At 71.0% G+C, this 16,503-nt stretch carries 12 protein-coding genes; 5 read left to right on the top strand and 7 right to left on the bottom strand.

Features of this window, described 5'->3' with window-relative positions:
• Positions 1 to 11: 11 nt before the first annotated feature.
• Complete coding sequence (locus Pka01_RS21625; RefSeq protein ID WP_203884649.1) at positions 12 to 2,960, bottom strand: sacsin N-terminal ATP-binding-like domain-containing protein; 2,949 nt, start codon at positions 2,958 to 2,960, stop codon at positions 12 to 14.
• 1 nt (position 2,961) lies between these two features.
• Positions 2,962 to 3,762, bottom strand: coding sequence for a DUF3027 domain-containing protein (locus tag Pka01_RS21620; protein WP_203884648.1), 801 nt, complete (start codon positions 3,760 to 3,762; stop codon positions 2,962 to 2,964).
• Between the two features lie 107 nt (positions 3,763 to 3,869).
• On the opposite strand from Pka01_RS21620, the gene Pka01_RS21615 reads away from it, so the two are divergent.
• On the top strand, positions 3,870 to 5,189 hold the full coding sequence (locus Pka01_RS21615; RefSeq protein ID WP_239115181.1) for an MFS transporter: 1,320 nt from the start codon (positions 3,870 to 3,872) through the stop codon (positions 5,187 to 5,189).
• Between the two features lie 30 nt (positions 5,190 to 5,219).
• On the opposite strand, the gene Pka01_RS21610 is transcribed toward Pka01_RS21615, so the two are convergent.
• A complete protein-coding gene (locus Pka01_RS21610; protein ID WP_203884646.1) occupies positions 5,220 to 5,618 on the bottom strand; it encodes a cold-shock protein in 399 nt (132 codons plus the stop codon).
• Between the two features lie 123 nt (positions 5,619 to 5,741).
• On the bottom strand, positions 5,742 to 6,650 hold the full coding sequence (locus Pka01_RS21605) for a hypothetical protein (protein ID WP_203884645.1): 909 nt from the start codon (positions 6,648 to 6,650) through the stop codon (positions 5,742 to 5,744).
• Between the two features lie 72 nt (positions 6,651 to 6,722).
• Between Pka01_RS21605 and Pka01_RS21600 the strand changes: the two genes are divergently transcribed.
• Together Pka01_RS21600 and Pka01_RS21595 are read left to right on the top strand one after the other, a co-directional pair.
• Complete coding sequence (locus Pka01_RS21600) at positions 6,723 to 9,092, top strand: helicase-associated domain-containing protein (protein WP_203884644.1); 2,370 nt, start codon at positions 6,723 to 6,725, stop codon at positions 9,090 to 9,092.
• A 51-nt stretch (positions 9,093 to 9,143) separates the two neighbouring features.
• A complete protein-coding gene (locus tag Pka01_RS21595; protein ID WP_203884643.1) occupies positions 9,144 to 10,799 on the top strand; it encodes a DNA repair helicase XPB in 1,656 nt (551 codons plus the stop codon).
• Between the two features lie 177 nt (positions 10,800 to 10,976).
• On the opposite strand, the gene Pka01_RS21590 is transcribed toward Pka01_RS21595, so the two are convergent.
• The gene (locus tag Pka01_RS21590; protein WP_203884642.1) at positions 10,977 to 11,267 is read right to left on the bottom strand and encodes a hypothetical protein; all 291 of its coding nucleotides are present in this window, start codon (positions 11,265 to 11,267) and stop codon (positions 10,977 to 10,979) included.
• A 126-nt stretch (positions 11,268 to 11,393) separates the two neighbouring features.
• Between Pka01_RS21590 and Pka01_RS21585 the strand changes: the two genes are divergently transcribed.
• Positions 11,394 to 13,373 carry a HelD family protein gene (locus tag Pka01_RS21585; protein WP_203884641.1) on the top strand — a complete coding sequence of 660 codons (1,980 nt, stop codon included), beginning with the start codon at positions 11,394 to 11,396 and terminating at the stop codon, positions 13,371 to 13,373.
• A 95-nt stretch (positions 13,374 to 13,468) separates the two neighbouring features.
• Entirely contained in the window at positions 13,469 to 14,260 is a 792-nt protein-coding gene (locus Pka01_RS21580; protein ID WP_203884640.1) for a DUF4190 domain-containing protein, read from the top strand.
• Positions 14,261 to 14,402: 142 nt separating this feature from the next.
• On the opposite strand, the gene groL is transcribed toward Pka01_RS21580, so the two are convergent.
• Together groL and Pka01_RS21570 are read right to left on the bottom strand one after the other, a co-directional pair.
• Entirely contained in the window at positions 14,403 to 16,028 is a 1,626-nt protein-coding gene (gene groL, locus Pka01_RS21575) for a chaperonin GroEL (protein ID WP_203884639.1), read from the bottom strand.
• A 269-nt stretch (positions 16,029 to 16,297) separates the two neighbouring features.
• Positions 16,298 to 16,498, bottom strand: a complete 201-nt coding sequence (locus Pka01_RS21570; protein ID WP_066373698.1) for a cold-shock protein — start codon at positions 16,496 to 16,498, stop codon at positions 16,298 to 16,300.
• Positions 16,499 to 16,503 lie beyond the last annotated feature (5 nt).

The following is a 16,503-nucleotide window of genomic DNA, read 5'->3' as shown; positions in this document are numbered from 1 at the left end:
CCCGGCTGCGCTCACCCCAGCGCGGTCACCGGGTCGAGGTCGGCCTCGGCCAGCAGCAGCGGAACCCTGCCGGGATCCCGCAGGAGCGCGGCCACCGCTAGCCGGTCGCCCCACTGGCCGGCGGCCCACGCGAGGCCCCTCGCCAGGCCCTCGACACCCGAGGCGTGGACCCTTCCCTCGAAGAAACGCCAGGGCACCGGCCTGCCGTCCACCTGCAGCTCGTCGTGCTCGACATAGCTCAGCGGCACGGAGGGCAGCAGTGACCGCACCTCCGGCGGCACCGGCCGCTCCACTCCCGCCGACGTCACCGCGCCCGTGACGACCTCCCCGACCAGGGGCAGGTCCAGCACCTCCGACAACGCCTCCGCGAGATCGAACGGCGCGAGCACGAGCGGCCGGTCCTCCACCAGGGGCAGCAGGTCGGGCGCCTCCACGACGACGGAGCCCTCGTCGGCCTCCGCCACCACGATCGCCCCCTTCAGCACGGCCCGGACCAGGTCCGGCGGGCTCACCCGCTCGGGGTCGACGCCCGCAAGGGCCGTGTAGAGGGAGCGCAGCTGCGCCCGGTCGACCTCGGCCGCGGGGTCGGCGAGCTGGTCGAGCAGTTCCTCCGGCCCGCCGTGTGAGGCCAGCAACTCCTCGAGTGACGACCTGACGCCGATCATCTTCAGCGCGCTCTCGTCGATCCCCGCCGGGGCGTCGCCGTACAGGCCGAACAGCAGAGGGTCGCCCGAGGGAAGCCGGAGCGTCGTGGGGACGCGGCCGCCGAGCACGGGATGCCGCGACAGCCACCACGCCGTGTACGAGGGGACCTCGACCGTCTCGCCCGCCACGAGCACGCGAAGCGGCAGCAGCGCGGCCCGCAGCGGCGGCCGGGAGAGCAGGCCGAGCGCGGAGGTCCACTCGGCGACGTATTCCAGGTCGCGGACGGCGGTGAACTCCCTCGCCACCGGTGGCACGTCCAAGTCGGGCAGCAGATCGAGCACCGCCTCGATCCACTCGTCCTCGAGATCGAGGTCGTGGTCGCATTCGGACAGGTCCAGCACGACGTCGGAGTCGTTGACCACGGCGAACCCGTCGAGCACGCCGGCCGCCGCCAGCACGTGCGAGCCGTACTTCTCGACCAGGTCGGCCGCGGCGACGCCGAACGGCACGTCCCGGTCGATCAGCCCGGCCAGCGAACCGCCCTCGAGGAGCAGGTCGCCGGCGGCGTAGAGCTCGCCGTCCGAGCCCCGCAACGCCAGCGCGGACAGCCATGGCGCCTCACCGGCCGTGAGCCCCGCCGCGTCGACCAGCGCGAGCACGGCCTGGGACACCGGCTCGGGATCGGCGCTGTCGAGCGACTCGGCCACGGCGGCGTGGGTGAGCGGGTCGTCGAGGACCGTCCTCGGCGTGGCCTCGGCCGCGCCCAACCGGAGCAGCAGCGGATGCACGGCCTCGGGATGAACGATCCGCAGCCCCAGCGGGCCGAGCAGGGCCGGATCGAGTGACGGGCGGTCGCCAAGATCATGGTCGAGGCCGGCGGAGAGCACCAGCGTGCCGCGCGGGCCGCGGACCAGCCGGCCGTCCGCGAGCGGCACGGGAATCGCGCCGATGGCCTCGCGGTCGTCCGCGGGCAGGACCGCGTACAACGACCGCCACCACGACGGGTCCCTGTCCTGTACTGCGTCGCCGGACAACATGTCCACCACGTCGGCGAGCTCCACCCGCCTGACGCCGAGGGTGGTGAGAGCGGGACTGCGTGAGGCCCAGCCCGCGGGCAGCAGCCCGGGCACCATGTCCGCGATCTTGTCGAGGAAGTCCTGCGAGCCCTCGACGGCCCGCGTCTGGTCGCCCGGCAGGATCCCGGAGATCGCCGGGAGCAGCGGCGTGCCCGGCAGCAGCCTGATGATCTCCCTGCGGATGGCGGCGTCGAGCTCTCCCTTGCCCATCAACCCCGGCACGAGGTCGAGCAGGGCCGGGGTGGCGGGCAGTTCCTGCAGCAGCCGGACGTACGCCTCCGCGGCCCGGCCGACCAGGAAGTCCGTGAGGGGGCCAGGGGCGACGTGCCGCCGGTCGGTGGTCAATGGGAACGTGGCGATCAGCAGGGCCGGGAGGTCGAGGGGCTCGTCGCTCGGGGTCGGAGCGTGCACCACTCTCGGGGTGCGGACCTCCGGGTGCACGGCCCAGCGGACCTCCCAGTACGGCCGGGCCCGCTCCTCGGTCGGCCGGCCGGCGAACAGCTCGGCGACCTGCTCGGGCGTGAACACCCCCGACTCGGTCACGATCCGCCAGCCGTCGGTCGAGATCGTGCGCGTCAGCCCGTCGATCTCGATCTCGACGGTCTCGAGCGCGGGCATCGCCAGGGGCAGCGCCGGGCCGGCCTCCTCCAGCATCCGCCGCACGGCCTTCGCGGCCGTGTCATCGCGGAGCGGGAGCCGTACCAGCGTGTCGAAGCCCTCGGGAACCTCCGTGATCTCCGCGGGGAACGGCAGGCGCAGCAACGGCACGTGGCCGTCGCGGCCGGCCAGCTCGGCGGCGAGCTCGGGACGTGCGCTCACGAGGGCGGCCGTCTCCCCACGCGACCAGCGGACCCCGCCGGTCTCCCGCGAGACGATCGAGGGCTCGTCGCAGACGGAAACGACGGCCGCGAAGCCGACGCCGAACCGGCCGGCCGCGCCCGCCTCGTCCCTCTTCCCTGAGACGCGCAGCGTGGACAGGCCCTCGACGCCCGCCTCGTCGAGCGGTGCGCCGGTGTTGGCGGCCATGAGCACGCCGTCCCTCAGCGACAACCTCAGCCGCCCCGGGACGCCGGCGCGCAGGGCCGCGTCCGCCGCGTTCTGGGCCAGCTCCACGACCAGCCGGTCGCGGTAGCCGCCGAGCGCGAAGTCCTCCTCCGCGTTGGCGTCCTCGCGGAATCGGGCGGGCGACGCCGTCCAGGCGGCGAGGACCGTCTCGCGCAGTCTTCCGGTATCGAACATGTCAGGAGTGACCGAGCGGCTCGGAGTCGGTCGCGTCGACCGATCCGGCTTCCGTGAGGTCGTCGTATCCCAGGTCGTCGAGGATCGGCGGCTGGGCCTCCACGACCATCGAGGGGACCGTCGTCGCCTCGGAATGGGCGCCGCACCCGTGGTCGGCGGCCACCACCCGGCCGTCGTCGGGGGCGTACTCGTTGGCGCAGACGCCGAAGCCGAGCCTCAGCGTGCCGGAAAGAGGCCAGTAGAACCCGCAGGTCGAGCATTGGGCGGGAGCCGCGTGCGCCAGCGGGGTGTGCGGGCCCGCCTCACCGGAGTGCCAGCGCTGCACGGCCAGGTCCCGGCCGACCGGCGAGAGCACGCGGGCACGGCCCAGGCCGTACTCGAAGATCATCTGCTCGTCGAGATCGTCACCGGTGGCGGTGTAGCCGGGGGTGAGACGGTCGTCGTCGGCCTCGGTCGGCAGCAGGTCGCCCACGCCGAGGTCTCCGGGCAGCAGCCGCTCGTTCCACGGCACCCACTGGGGAGCGAGCAGCGCGCCCGACCCCGGCAGCAGCACGCCCTCGCTCACGGTGACGTTGCGCGCACGGGAGGCCCGGGTGACCGTGACCGCCCACCGCCAGCCCGAGTACGCCCGCTCCAGACACTCGAAGTAGTGGGTGACGAGCCGGTCGCCCTCGCCCTCGAATCCCAGATGCGCCCCCACCTCACCCGGACGGGCCATCTCCTCGGCGACAGCTCGGGCCAGGTCGACGGCATCGGCACACGCCTGGTCGACTGGAGTGCTTCGGATTCGGGTACGACTCACACTCCATTTTCACCCACGCCGAGAGCGGACCGCACCGGCTCTATGGGGTAACACTGGAAGGGATGTCGGTGCCTATGGTGAATTTTTGGCCGAAAGTTGTGCGTGCTGTGGGAGCGCCAGGGCGGGCGACCCGGCGGCTCACGCATGCCAACGGCGCTGATCGGACCGGCCTCGGCCGGCTGATCGAACTGACCGCGGCCCATTCGGCCGGCGACGCGCTGATCACGGTCTCCCTGGCCGGCGCGCTGCTCTTCCGGCTGCCCGTCGGACAGGCGCGCGGCCAGGTGGCGCTCTACCTCTTGATCACGATGGTCCCCTTCGCCGTCGTGGCGCCCTTCGTCGGCCCCGTCCTCGACCGTTTCAGGTCCGGGCGGCGCTACATCATGGCCGGGACCCTGTTCGCGCGCGGGTTGCTGTGCTGGGGCATGGCGGGCGCCGTGCACTCCTCCGACGCGATCACGCTCTTCCCTTCCGCCCTGGCCGTGCTCGTGTTGTCCAAGGCGTACAACGTGTCCCGGGCGGCGATCATGCCGAGCGTCCTGCCGGCCGACATCCCGCTGGTGACGGCGAACGCGCGGGTCTCCCTGTTCGCCCTGGTCTCCGCGGGAGTGGGCGCCGCCCTGTCGACCGGGGTGGCCGCCCTGGCGGGGCCGGAATGGGTTCTGCGCGTCACGATGCCGCTCTTCTTCGCGGCGGGCGTCGTCGCCGTACGGCTCCCGCGGCACGTCGACTCACCCGACGTCGAGATGGACGCCGAAACAGCCACTGAGACGGCCACTGAGGCGGGCACCGAGGTGGGCGCCGGGGCGGCGCGGCCGTCGAGGTGGCGGACCATCCTGAGCGTGGGTCAGGTGGTCGGCGAGGCGATGACCGCGAACGCCGCCATCCGCGTGCAGGCCGGGTTCCTGGTGTTCTTCCTGCTCTTCCTGGTGCAGGACCACCATCTCAACGGTCTCGCCCCCGAGGCGGCCCTGACCCTGCTGGCGCTCGCCGCGGGCGGCGGCGGACTGGCGGGCGCGGCGGTCGCCTCCTGGGTCCGATCCCGATCACCGCTCCTGACGGTGCTGGTCACGCTCGCGGTGACGACCGTGACCACGGTCGCGGCGGCGTTCTTCTTCTCCCTGTGGACGGCCCTCGTGGTCGCCCTGGTGGGCGCCTTCGCCCAGAGCCTCGGCAAGCTCGCGCTCGACGCGATCGTCCAGCGGGAGATCGGCGAGGAGGTCCGGTCGTCCACCTTCGGCGTCGTGGAGACGCTGCTCCAGATCGCCTGGGTGTTCGGCGGCCTCCTGGGCCTGGTCATGTCGTTGTTCACACCCGGCCCCACGGGGCTGGCGGTGGTCTCCGCGGGGCTCGCCTTCTCCCTCGTGTGGCTTCTCACTCACCGGCGCAGGCGGCTGGCGGCCGTCACTCCCGAACCGGCCGCCTGACCACACCGCCTGACTACGCCGCCCGCCGCGTCACCCGTCGATGTCGTCGGCGACCGCCCGCAGCACCGTCGCCACCTTCTTGGCATGGGCGACGTCGGGGTGCTTCCCCCTCTGGTAGGAGTTCGAGATGTCGTCGAGCAACTTGATCAGGTCCTCGACGATGACCACCATCTCGTCCGGGCTCTTCCGCTTGCCCTTCGGCTTGGCGGCCTTCGCCAGGGTCGGCGGCTGCTCCAGGACCCGGACAGAAAGGGCCTGCTGGCCCCGACGGCCCTCGGCCACACCGAACTCGACCCGCTGCCCCGGCTTCAGCGCCTCCGTGCCCTTGGGAAGCGCCGAAGAATGTACGAATACCTCACCGCCGTCATCGCGCGTGAGAAAGCCGAAACCCTTGTCGGCGTCATACCACTTGACCTTGCCACTCGGCACAGGGGTGACCTCGTTCAGACTGTCGTGAAGGTGATTGCAAGTAGGTTATGCCCTGAGAGGGCCGCTGCGGACCCCCACTCTGGGAAGTAAGCCTGCACATCACGAGATCGACACGCGAGTGGTTTATCGGCGATTGTTTCCGCTTTCTCCATGGGGTGGATCGAGCAGCCGAAAGGCCAGCCAGGACACCGACGCGGCCGTTCCGAGAATGAAGAGCACGCCGCTCACGTTGTGGAACGAAACCATGAACGCCTGGACGCTCCCGCCCTCCGTGCGCGCCGCTCCGAGCAGGACCCCGCCGACCGCGAAGGCGACGACGGGGACGGTCAGACCGATCAGCCGGTCGGAGAACGACCATCCCTGGCAGGCGAGCAGGGTCAGGGCCGCCGCGGCCCACACGATCCCGGGGATCGGGAAGATCGCCAGCGTCGGCAGGCGGAACGGGACGAGCAGGCCCGCCGCGACGAGCAGGACGAGCGCCACCGTCTCGCGGCGGTTGTTGAGGAAGATCGTCCGGGCGTCCCTCCCCCCGGTGGCCATCGGATTGCCACCGGCCATGGCCGCACGGCGCAGCCGTAGCAGCGGTGCGGGCCGATCGGCCCTGCGGGAGACCCGCTCCGTCGCGATCCGGCGGCCGTAGATCACACCGGGAGGCAGCCGCCTTTCCGCGTCCTCCGGGTGGGTTCCCCGGCGCGGTTCGCCGTCGTCGGCGATCACGGGGAACACCGCCGTGTCCCCCTCACCCGCCGGACGGGCGTCGTCCGGCACCGCCTGGTCCCCGGATCGCCGGGCGGCCTGCTGGGCGGCCGCGAGCCTGCGGATCTCCTGGTCGATCAGGTCGGCCGGCGTACCGAAACCGGCGATGACCTTGGCGACGTGCTTTGGATCCTCGCTGCCTGCGCGCGCCCGCTCGACGCCGGCGCGTAGCCGGTGGACGAAATCGAGCCGCTGTTCGGGGCGCAGCCTGCCGTGAGCGGCGTCGGCCACCCTGCTGACGAACTCGAGAACGAGCTGGTCCGCACGCTCGATCATGCTCGTCATACTGCCTCAGCACTCGCCCCCGGTCGAGTGATGCTCGAAAAATGCGGCCCTACGATGGAACGGATGACGAGCACTGAGTTCACCGAGTGGCTGCGTGGCCGGACGGACGAGCAGCTGCGCGCCCTCGTGACGGCGCGGCCTGAGCTCATCACGCCCGTTCCCGCTCACGTCGAGGGGCTCGCCGCCCGCGCCGCCAGCCCTTCCGCGCTCGGCAGGGCCCTCGACAGGCTCGACAGGTTCACCCTCGCCGTGGTCGAGACGCTGACCCTCCAGTCCGGGCCCGTCGGCCGCAAGGCGCTCAGGTCGGCCCTGAGGAAGGCCGCGGCGGGCACGACGGGCGAAGGGGAATTGGACGCGGCGCTCGACGAGGCGCTCGACCGGCTCAGGACCAGAGGCCTCGTGTTCGGGCCCGACGACGCCCTGCTGCCCGCCCCTGGCGTGATCGAGGCCCTCGAGCCTCCCGCCGGGCTCGGGCCGCCTGCCGCGGAGGTGTTCCGGCATCATCCGCCGGAGGCGCTCGAGACCCTGCTGAACGACATGGGGGCGCCGCGGCGTGACGGATCTCCCCGCGACAGGCTGGCCGAGCTCCTCGCCGATCCCGTGACGGTGGGCCGCCTGGTGGCCGAGGTCGCGCCGCAGGCGCGGGCCGCCCTCGACGAGCTGTCCTGGGGGCCGGCGAGCGGACGGCTGCCCAACGCCCGCAGAGAGATCCGGGTCGCCACCGCGCAGTCGCCCATCGAGCAGCTCCTCGCGCGCGGCCTGCTGGGGGCGACCGGCGAGGAGACCGTCGCCCTGCCCCGGGAGGTGGCGCTCTTCCTGCGCGACGGTCGCGTCCACCGCGACCTGTCCCCCCGTCCGCCTGACCTCGAGGGCGTCGTACGGAACCAGAAGCTCGCCGACAGGACCGCGGCGGGCCAGGCTTTCACTCTGGTGCGGACGGTGGAGGAGCTCTGCGAGCACTGGAGTGTCGACCCTCCCGGAGTCCTGCGCACGGGCGGGCTCGCCATCAGGGATCTGAAGAGGACGGCACAGCTGCTCGACCTGCCGGAATGGGCGGCCGGGCTGGTCGTGGAGATCGCCTACGCCGCCGGACTCTTCGCGTCGGGCGGATCGGTCGACGGAGAGTGGCTGCCGACCTCGGCCTACGACGGCTGGCGGGTCAAGGCCACCGAGGACCGATGGGCCCTGCTCGCCTCCGCCTGGGCCGCCATGGACCGCGTCCCCGGGCTCATCGGGGAGCGCGACGACCGCGACCGGCCGCTGAACGCGCTCCATCCCGACCTCCGCAGGGCGGCCGCGGCCCAGGTCCGCACCCAGACGCTGGCCGTGCTCGCCTCCGCGGGTCCCGGCCTCGCGCCCACGACCGCGTCCGTGCTCGCCAGGCTCGCCTGGGAGCAGCCCAGGCGCAGGGGCGCCCAGCGTGACCGGCTCGCCGAGTTCACCCTGCGGGAGGCCGAACAGGTGGGCGTCACCGGGCTGGGGATCCTCTCGGAGCACGGCCGCGGGATCGTCCGCGGGGACGGCACCGCCGCCGGGCTGCTCGCCCCGCTGCTCCCCGAACCGGTGGACCACGTGCTGCTCCAGGCCGACCTGACCGCGGTCGCCCCCGGTCCGCTCACCAGCGATCTCGGACGGTGGCTCGCCCTTGCCGCCGATGTCGAGTCGAAGGGGGGCGCGACCGTTTACCGCTTCAGCGAACGCTCGATCCGGCGGGCCCTCGACGCCGGGCAGTCCGCCGACGACATGGCCGGCATGCTCGAGCGCCACTCCACCACCTCCGTCCCCCAGCCGCTGCGTTACCTGATCACCGACGTGGCCCGCCGCCACGGCCGCATCCGCGTCGGTACGGCGTCCGCCTACGTCCGGTGCGACGACCCCTCCGTGCTGGACGAGGTGCTCGCGGACAAGCGGTCGGGGCTCCTGCGGCTGCGGCGGCTCGCACCCACCGTTCTGGCGTCCAAGACGTCCCGCGCCACCCTGCTCGACTCGCTCCGCGCGATGGGATACGCGCCGGTCGCCGAGTCTCTTGAGGGCGACGTGCTGGTCTCCAGGGCCGAGAGCCGGCGGACCGAAGGACCGCCGGTCGCCCGTACCTCGGTCCCTGCCGGGCCCGAGCCCGATGTCGCGGCGGCCGCCATCCGCGCCATGCGGGCCGGGGACGAGGCCCATCGCAACCGTCGCCGTCCGTCGCACGGTCCCGACGGGCAGGTGCCCCGGTCGCCCGCCACGGCGACGATCCAGGCCCTCCAGGAGGCCATCCGGCAAGGGTCACGGGTCTGGATCGGATACCTTGACGCACAGGGTCACGCCACCAGCCGCATCCTCGAACCCGCCCGGATGGAGGGTGGCTACCTCACCGCATACGACGAGACCCGTGCGGCCGTCCACCGGTTCGCCCTGCACCGGATAACCGGCATCGCGGACGTGGGCTGATTTCTGCTCGGTAGTTTGTTATGCGGTTCATCCGGACAAGGGAGCGGACTTTTGAATGACGGGCCCCTGATCGTTCAGTCGGACAAGACGCTGCTGCTCGAGGTCGATCACGCACGAGCCGACGAGTGCCGTAAGGCGATCGCGCCGTTCGCCGAGCTCGAGCGCGCTCCCGAGCACGTGCACACCTACCGGGTCACCCCTCTGGCGTTGTGGAACGCGCGGGCGGCGGGCCACGACGCCGAGCAGGTCGTCGACGCGCTGATCGAGTACAGCCGCTATCCGGTGCCCCACGCGCTGCTCGTGGACGTCGCGGAGACCATGTCCCGCTACGGCAGGCTCCGTCTGGAGAAGCACCCCGTCCACGGGCTCACCCTCACCAGCACGGACCGTGCCGTCCTCGAGGAGGTGCTGCGGTCCAAGAAGATCCAGCCGCTGCTCGGCGACCGGATCGGAGCCGACGCGGTCGCCGTGCACCCCTCGGAGCGGGGCAACATCAAGCAGCTGCTCCTCAAGATCGGCTGGCCCGCCGAGGACCTCGCCGGCTACGTCGACGGCGAGCACCACGCGATCGCGCTGGCCGAGGACGGCTGGGCGCTGCGGCCGTACCAGAAGGAGGCGGCGGACGCGTTCTGGCACGGCGGATCCGGCGTGGTGGTGCTCCCCTGCGGCGCGGGCAAGACCATCGTGGGCGCCGCCGCCATGGCGCACGCCGAGGCGACGACGCTGATCCTGGTGACCAACACCGTCTCCGCGCACCAGTGGAAGCAGGAGCTGATCAAGCGCACCTCCCTCACGGAGGACGAGATCGGCGAGTACACCGGGACCAAGAAGGAGATCCGCCCGGTCACGATCGCGACCTACCAGGTCATGACGACGAGGCGGCAGGGCGTCTACCGGCACCTCGAGCTGTTCGACGCCCGCGACTGGGGCCTCGTGATCTACGACGAGGTGCACCTGCTGCCCGCACCGATCTTCCGCATGACGGCCGACCTGCAGGCCCGCCGCCGGATGGGCCTGACCGCGACGCTGATCCGCGAGGACGGCCGCGAGGGCGACGTGTTCTCTCTCATCGGCCCCAAGCGCTACGACGCGCCGTGGAAGGAGATGGAGACGCAGGGCTGGATCGCCCCCGCCGACTGCGTCGAGGTGCGGGTGACCCTCAGCGACGAGGAGCGGCTGGCCTACGCGATGGCCGAGGCCGAGGAGCGGTACCGGTTCTGCTCGACGACGCCGTCGAAGACCCGGGTGACCGAGGCCCTGGTCCGCCGGCACGCCGGCGAGCAGGTCCTGGTGATCGGCCAGTACATCGACCAGCTCGACGAGCTGAGCGAGCATCTCGACGCCCCGGTGATCAAGGGCGAGACCCGGGTGCGCGAGCGGGAGCGGCTGTTCCAGGCCTTCCGGGACAAGGAGATCCAGGTCCTGGTGGTGTCGAAGGTCGCGAACTTCTCGATCGACCTGCCCGAGGCGTCCATCGCGATCCAGGTGTCGGGCACGTTCGGCTCACGGCAGGAGGAGGCGCAACGGCTCGGCCGCGTGCTGCGTCCCAAGGCCGACGGCGGGGGCGCGCGCTTCTACTCCATCGTGAGCCGCGACACGGTGGATCAGGAATTCGCCGCGCACAGGCAGCGGTTCCTCGCCGAGCAGGGATACGCCTACCGCATCGTGGACGCGGACGACGTGGGCGAGGAGAACCCGGCGAGATGATCTCGCCGGGCGCGGGTGCCAGGTCAGGTCCAGGAAATCCCCTTGGCCCCAGACAACCGCATCACCCCCCCACACCAGAACAGCAGGAACGCCCATACCCCATCTTTGTGGCAAATCACGCAATTCGCCCTACGTGAGCCATGCCAATTTGATAGAAATCGCAGCGTATTGGGGTGATTACTGGGCGATCACTCCTCCCACGAAGAGCGCGCCGACCGCCGCCACCCACGACAACACCGCGACGCCGAGCAGACCCTGCCTCCGGGTGAACCAGGCGGCCGTCGTCGAGGCGGCGGCGAAAAGCGCGATCCCGCCGGAGACCCGGACGGCGGAGGCGATCCTGTCGGCGCACGCGCCGGGCGATTGCGCGGCCGGGCAGAACGCCTCGACGCCCCAGCCGCCGAAGACCGACAACGCCCAGAAGACGGCGAGCAGCAGACTCGCCGTGGCAGGAATGGCGGGAGGCATCCAAGTCCGCGTCACCCCGATACAGGTACCCGGACAGAAGGTGCAACACGCACAAGAAAACCATTTGGGTTCGTCGGGCGGCCGTCGGTAGGCTCTTGTCTTTCCCGCGTCCTGAAGGAGTTCGGCATGCCGGAAAACGTCCTCGAAGCCGAGCGCACCCACCTCGCGGTGTCTCGGGCCGCCCTCACGTCGATGCGCGAACACGCGCAGTCGTTGTCGGCGGACGCCGCCGGCGACTGGGTCTCGCAACAGATTCTCCAGGGCCTGCTCGACCAGCGGGTCGCCGCTCTGGCCGACCACAAGGACACGCCGCTGTTCTTCGGCAGGCTCGAGCTTTCGCCCGGCGGCGACATACCGGGCACGATCTACGTCGGCCGGCGGCATGTGCACGACGAGGACAGGCGCGCCCTGGTGATCGACTGGCGTGCCCCGGTGTCCCGCGCGTTCTACCAGGCCAGCCCGGCCGACCCGATGGGCGTCACGCTCCGCCGCAGGTTCGGATACCACGGCGGCGACCTGACGGCCTACGAGGACGAGCCCATGGACGGCAGGGAGCTCGCGCAGAGCAGGCTGCTGGCCGAGGAGATCGAGCGCCCCCGCACCGGCCCGATGCGCGACATCGTCGCGACCATCCAGCCCGACCAGGACGAGATCGTCCGGTCCGATCTGACCGTGACCGTCTGCGTCCAGGGAGCCCCGGGCACCGGGAAGACGGCGGTCGGCCTGCACCGTGCCGCCTACCTGCTCTTCACGCACCGCGAACGCCTCTCCAGGAACGGCGTGATGATCGTCGGCCCCAACCGGGCCTTCCTGTCGTACATCTCCTCGGTCCTGCCCGCGCTCGGCGAGGTGAAGGTCGACCAGACCACCGTCGCGGGGATCCTGGGCGATCACTCCTTCCCCGAGGACCCGGTCACGGCCTCCGTCAAGGGAGACGCCCGGATGGCCGCCGTGCTCAGGCGCGCCCTCTGGCTGCACGTCACCAAACCCGAGGAGGGCGTGCTCTACACCAAGGGGATCAACCGCTACCGCGTCGCCGATCACGAGGTGCGCGAGATCGTCGCCTCGCTCCGCGGCACGATCCGGTACGCCCCCGGCCGCGCGACGCTCGCCCAGCGGCTCGCCCACGCGGTGCTCGTCCAGATGGAGCGCCGGGGCGAGTCGCCCGACGACCGGGTGCAGGACGCGGTCGCGCGCTCCAAGCCGGTCAAGCAGATCCTCGACACGGTCTGGCCGAAGCTCACCCCCGAGCAGGTGCTCTTCCGGCTGCTCTCCGACGCCGACTTCCTCGCCCGGGCCGCCAGGTCCGACCTGTCGCCCGAGGAGCAGGAGGCCGTCCTGTGGCGCAAGCCGGCCAAGTCGCACAAGTCCGCCAAGTGGTCGGCCGCCGACGCCGCGCTGCTCGACGAACTGGCCGACCTGATCGAGCGCACCGCCTCCCACGGACACGTGGTCGTCGACGAGGCGCAGGACCTGTCCGCCATGCAACTGCGCGCGCTGGGACGGCGGTGCCGTACCGGGTCCGCGACGGTCCTGGGCGACATCGCGCAGGGCACGACGCCGTGGTCGGCCCAGTCGTGGAAGACCGTGCTCGAGCACCTCGGCCAGCCGTCCGGCGAGGTGACCGAACTGACCCTCGGCTTCCGCGTGCCGCGCGAGATCCTCGACTACGCCGCCCGGCTGCTCCCCTCGGTCGCGCCCGACCTCGCCGCCCCGCGCTCCCTCCGTCCCGGCGCCGGCTCCCTGTCCGTACGGCGCACACCGGACGCGGTCGCAGCCCTGCCCGACGTGGTACGGCAGGCGCTGCGGAGCGAGGGGTCGATCGGGGTCATCGCGGCGGACGACTCGGTACCGGCCGTCTCAGCGGCTCTGGACGGCATCGCGCACGGCGTGCTCGGCGCCGACTCCACCGGTGAGGAACGCGTGCTCGTCGTGCCCGCCGGCCTCGCCAAGGGCCTCGAATACGACCACGTCATCGTGGTGGAGCCCGCCGACATCGTGGCGGCGGAAAAGCGCGGACTGGCCCGGCTCTACGTCGTGCTGACCCGCGCCGTCACGTCGCTGAGCGTGCTTCACGCCGCGGAGCTTCCTGCCGAACTGCTCTGAAGAACCCGCGAGACGAAACTCACCGCTCTCCGGTCGCCGGTAATTGCCATTACCTATTTGTCGCAATAAATCATGACACGGCATTATTTGGCGTCGTGAGTGAACCTTATTCCGGGGGCAACCAGCCGGCGGCGCCACCGCCGCCCGGCTCCTACGGATCCCCCTACCCCCCACCGCCCGTCCCCCAGGGTGCCCCGCCCGGCCCGTACGGCGCGCCGACCATCCCGCCGCCCGGCCCGTACGGGTCCCCGTATCCCCCGCCGTACGGCTACCCTCCGCCGCCCCCCGCGCGGACCAACGGCTTCGCGATCGCGGCCCTCGTCCTCGGGATCCTCGGCGTCCTCCTGCTCTCGATCATCTTCGGCATCGTCGCGCTGGCGCAGATCAGGAAGCGGGGCGACAAGGGCAAGGGCCTCGCGATCGCGGGTCTGATCGTTTCGGGGTTGTGGATCGCCCTCTTCGCTCTGCTCATGACCATCGCCACACTGGGCGTCGCGGAGCGCGACGAGACGGGCACCGTCACCCGCGGCGGCTCGGTGTCGGTCACCAGCCTGCACGAGGGCGACTGCGTGGACGGCGTAGTCGAAGGCAAGGTGATCACCACGCTGAAGGCGGTGCCCTGCGCCCAGCCTCACGACGCCGAGGTGATCGTCGTGTTCGATCTCCCCGCCGGCGCGTGGCCTGGCAGGGAGGCCGCCGGCGATGCGGCGGCGGACTCGTGTGACCAGCGGCTCTACAGCCTGCTCGCAGACAGTCCGATGCTCGACCGGCTCAACTCCTTCGTGCTGTACCCGTCGAGCGCCTCCGTCTGGAGTGTCGACCGCACTGTCGACTGCATGGTGGTCGACCTGGATGCCGGCAAACTGACCGGCTCGGCGCGTCCCTGATCTCGAGAAGCCGGGACGGAGGACTCAGGCACGGGGTCTGAGACACGGGGTCTGAGACACGGGGTCTGAGACACGGGGTCTGAGACACGAAAAAGGGGCGGTTCCCGGTCGGGAACCGCCCCTTCTCGCGTGCGGTGAAGACTTAGAAGTCCATGTCGCCGCCGCCGGGCATGGCGGGAGCGGCAGGGGTCTTCTCGGGCTTCTCGGCGATGACGGCCTCGGTCGTGAGGAACAGGGCCGCGATCGACGACGCGTTCTGCAGAGCGGAGCGCGTCACCTTGGCCGGGTCGATGATGCCCGACTCGAACATGTTGACGTACTCGCCGGTGGCCGCGTTGAGGCCCTCGCCCGCGGGCAGGTTGCGGACCTTCTCCACCACGACGCCGCCCTCGAGGCCGGCGTTCACGGCGATCTGCTTCAGCGGCTCCTCGAGCGCCTTGCGGACGATCGACGCGCCGGTGGCCTCGTCACCGTTGACCTCGAGCTTGTCGAACGCGTTGGCGCCGGCCTGCAGCAGGGCCACGCCACCGCCGGGGACGATGCCCTCCTCGACGGCCGCCTTCGCGTTGCGGACGGCGTCCTCGATGCGGTGCTTGCGCTCCTTGAGCTCGACCTCGGTCGCCGCGCCGGCCTTGATGACCGCCACGCCGCCGGCCAGCTTGGCCAGACGCTCCTGGAGCTTCTCACGGTCGTAGTCGGAGTCGGTGCTGTCGATCTCGGCGCGGATCTGGTTGACCCGGCCCGCGATCTGCTCGGCGTCACCGGCGCCGTCGACGATGGTGGTCTCGTCCTTGGTCACGACGACCTTGCGGGCGCGGCCCAGCAGCTCGAGACCCGCGTTCTCCAGCTTGAGGCCCAGCTCCTCGCTGATGACCTGGCCGCCGGCGAGGGTCGCGATGTCGCCCAGCATGGCCTTGCGGCGGTCGCCGAAGCCCGGAGCCTTGACGGCCACCGAGCGGAACAGGCCACGGATCTTGTTGACCACCAGGGTCGCCAGGGCCTCGCCCTCGACGTCCTCAGCGATGATCAGCAGGGGCTTGCCAGCCTGGACGACCTTGTCGAGCAGGGGCAGCAGGTCCTTGTTCGCGGAGATCTTCTGGTTCGCGATCAGGATGTACGGGTCCTCGAGGACGGCCTCCATGCGCTCCGGGTCCGTCACGAAGTACATCGAGATGAGGCCCTTGTCGAAGCGCATGCCCTCGGTGAGCTCGAGCTCGAGGCCGAAGGTGTTGCTCTCCTCGACGGTGATGACGCCTTCCTTGCCGACCTTGTCCATCGCCTCGGCGATCATCTCGCCGATCTGGGGGTCGCCGGCGGAGATCGACGCCGTGGAGGCGATCTGCGCCTTGGTCTCGACGTCCTTGGCGAGCTTGGACAGCTCCTCGCTGACGCGCTCGACGGCCGCCTCGATGCCCTTCTTCAGGGACATCGGGTTCGCGCCGGCCGCGACGTTGCGCAGACCCTCACGCACCAGCGCCTGGGCGAGCACGGTGGCCGTCGTGGTGCCGTCACCCGCGACGTCGTCGGTCTTCTTGGCGACTTCCTTGACGAGCTCGGCCCCGATCTTCTCCCACGGGTCCTCGAGCTCGATCTCCTTGGCGATGGAGACACCGTCGTTGGTGATGGTGGGGGCGCCCCACTTCTTCTCCAGCACGACGTTGCGGCCCTTGGGGCCGAGGGTCACCTTGACGGCGTCGGCGAGCTGGTTCATGCCGCGCTCGAGACCGCGCCGGGCGTCCTCGTCAAACGCGATCATCTTGGCTGCCATAAGGCTAGACCTCCCAGTAGCAGGGTGGTTTTAACGGACCGAGCCGACGCCCGCGACGGCACGGGCCCGCTTTCCTTTCGCAGGCCCCATCGCCTCGATCCCGCTGAGTTGTCACTCTCGACCTCAGAGTGCCAAACACGTGTTTAGCACTCTACCCCTGCGAGTGCAAGCGGATGCCAGCCTGACCAGCTTGTACGGGTAAGTCCGGCCACGTGGAAGGCCCGGCTCGTTGGTACGAACCGGGCCTTACGTAGAGGGTGCTGAACGGATCAGACGGTCCGGACGCCTTCCGCCTGGGGCCCCTTCTGGCCCTGCGTGATGTCGAACTCGACTCGCTGGCCCTGCTCGAGGGCCTTGTATCCGTCCATCATGATTGCCGAGTAATGGACGAACACGTCCTTACCACCGTCTACCGCGATGAAGCCGTAGCCCTTGTCCGCGTTAAACCATTTGACGGTGCCCTGCGCCACTTTCC

The sequence above is a fragment of the Planotetraspora kaengkrachanensis genome, from assembly GCF_016862895.1.
GTDB classification, from domain to species: Bacteria; Actinomycetota; Actinomycetes; order Streptosporangiales; family Streptosporangiaceae; genus Planotetraspora; species Planotetraspora kaengkrachanensis.
This window is presented reverse-complemented; position numbering and strand designations above follow the sequence as displayed.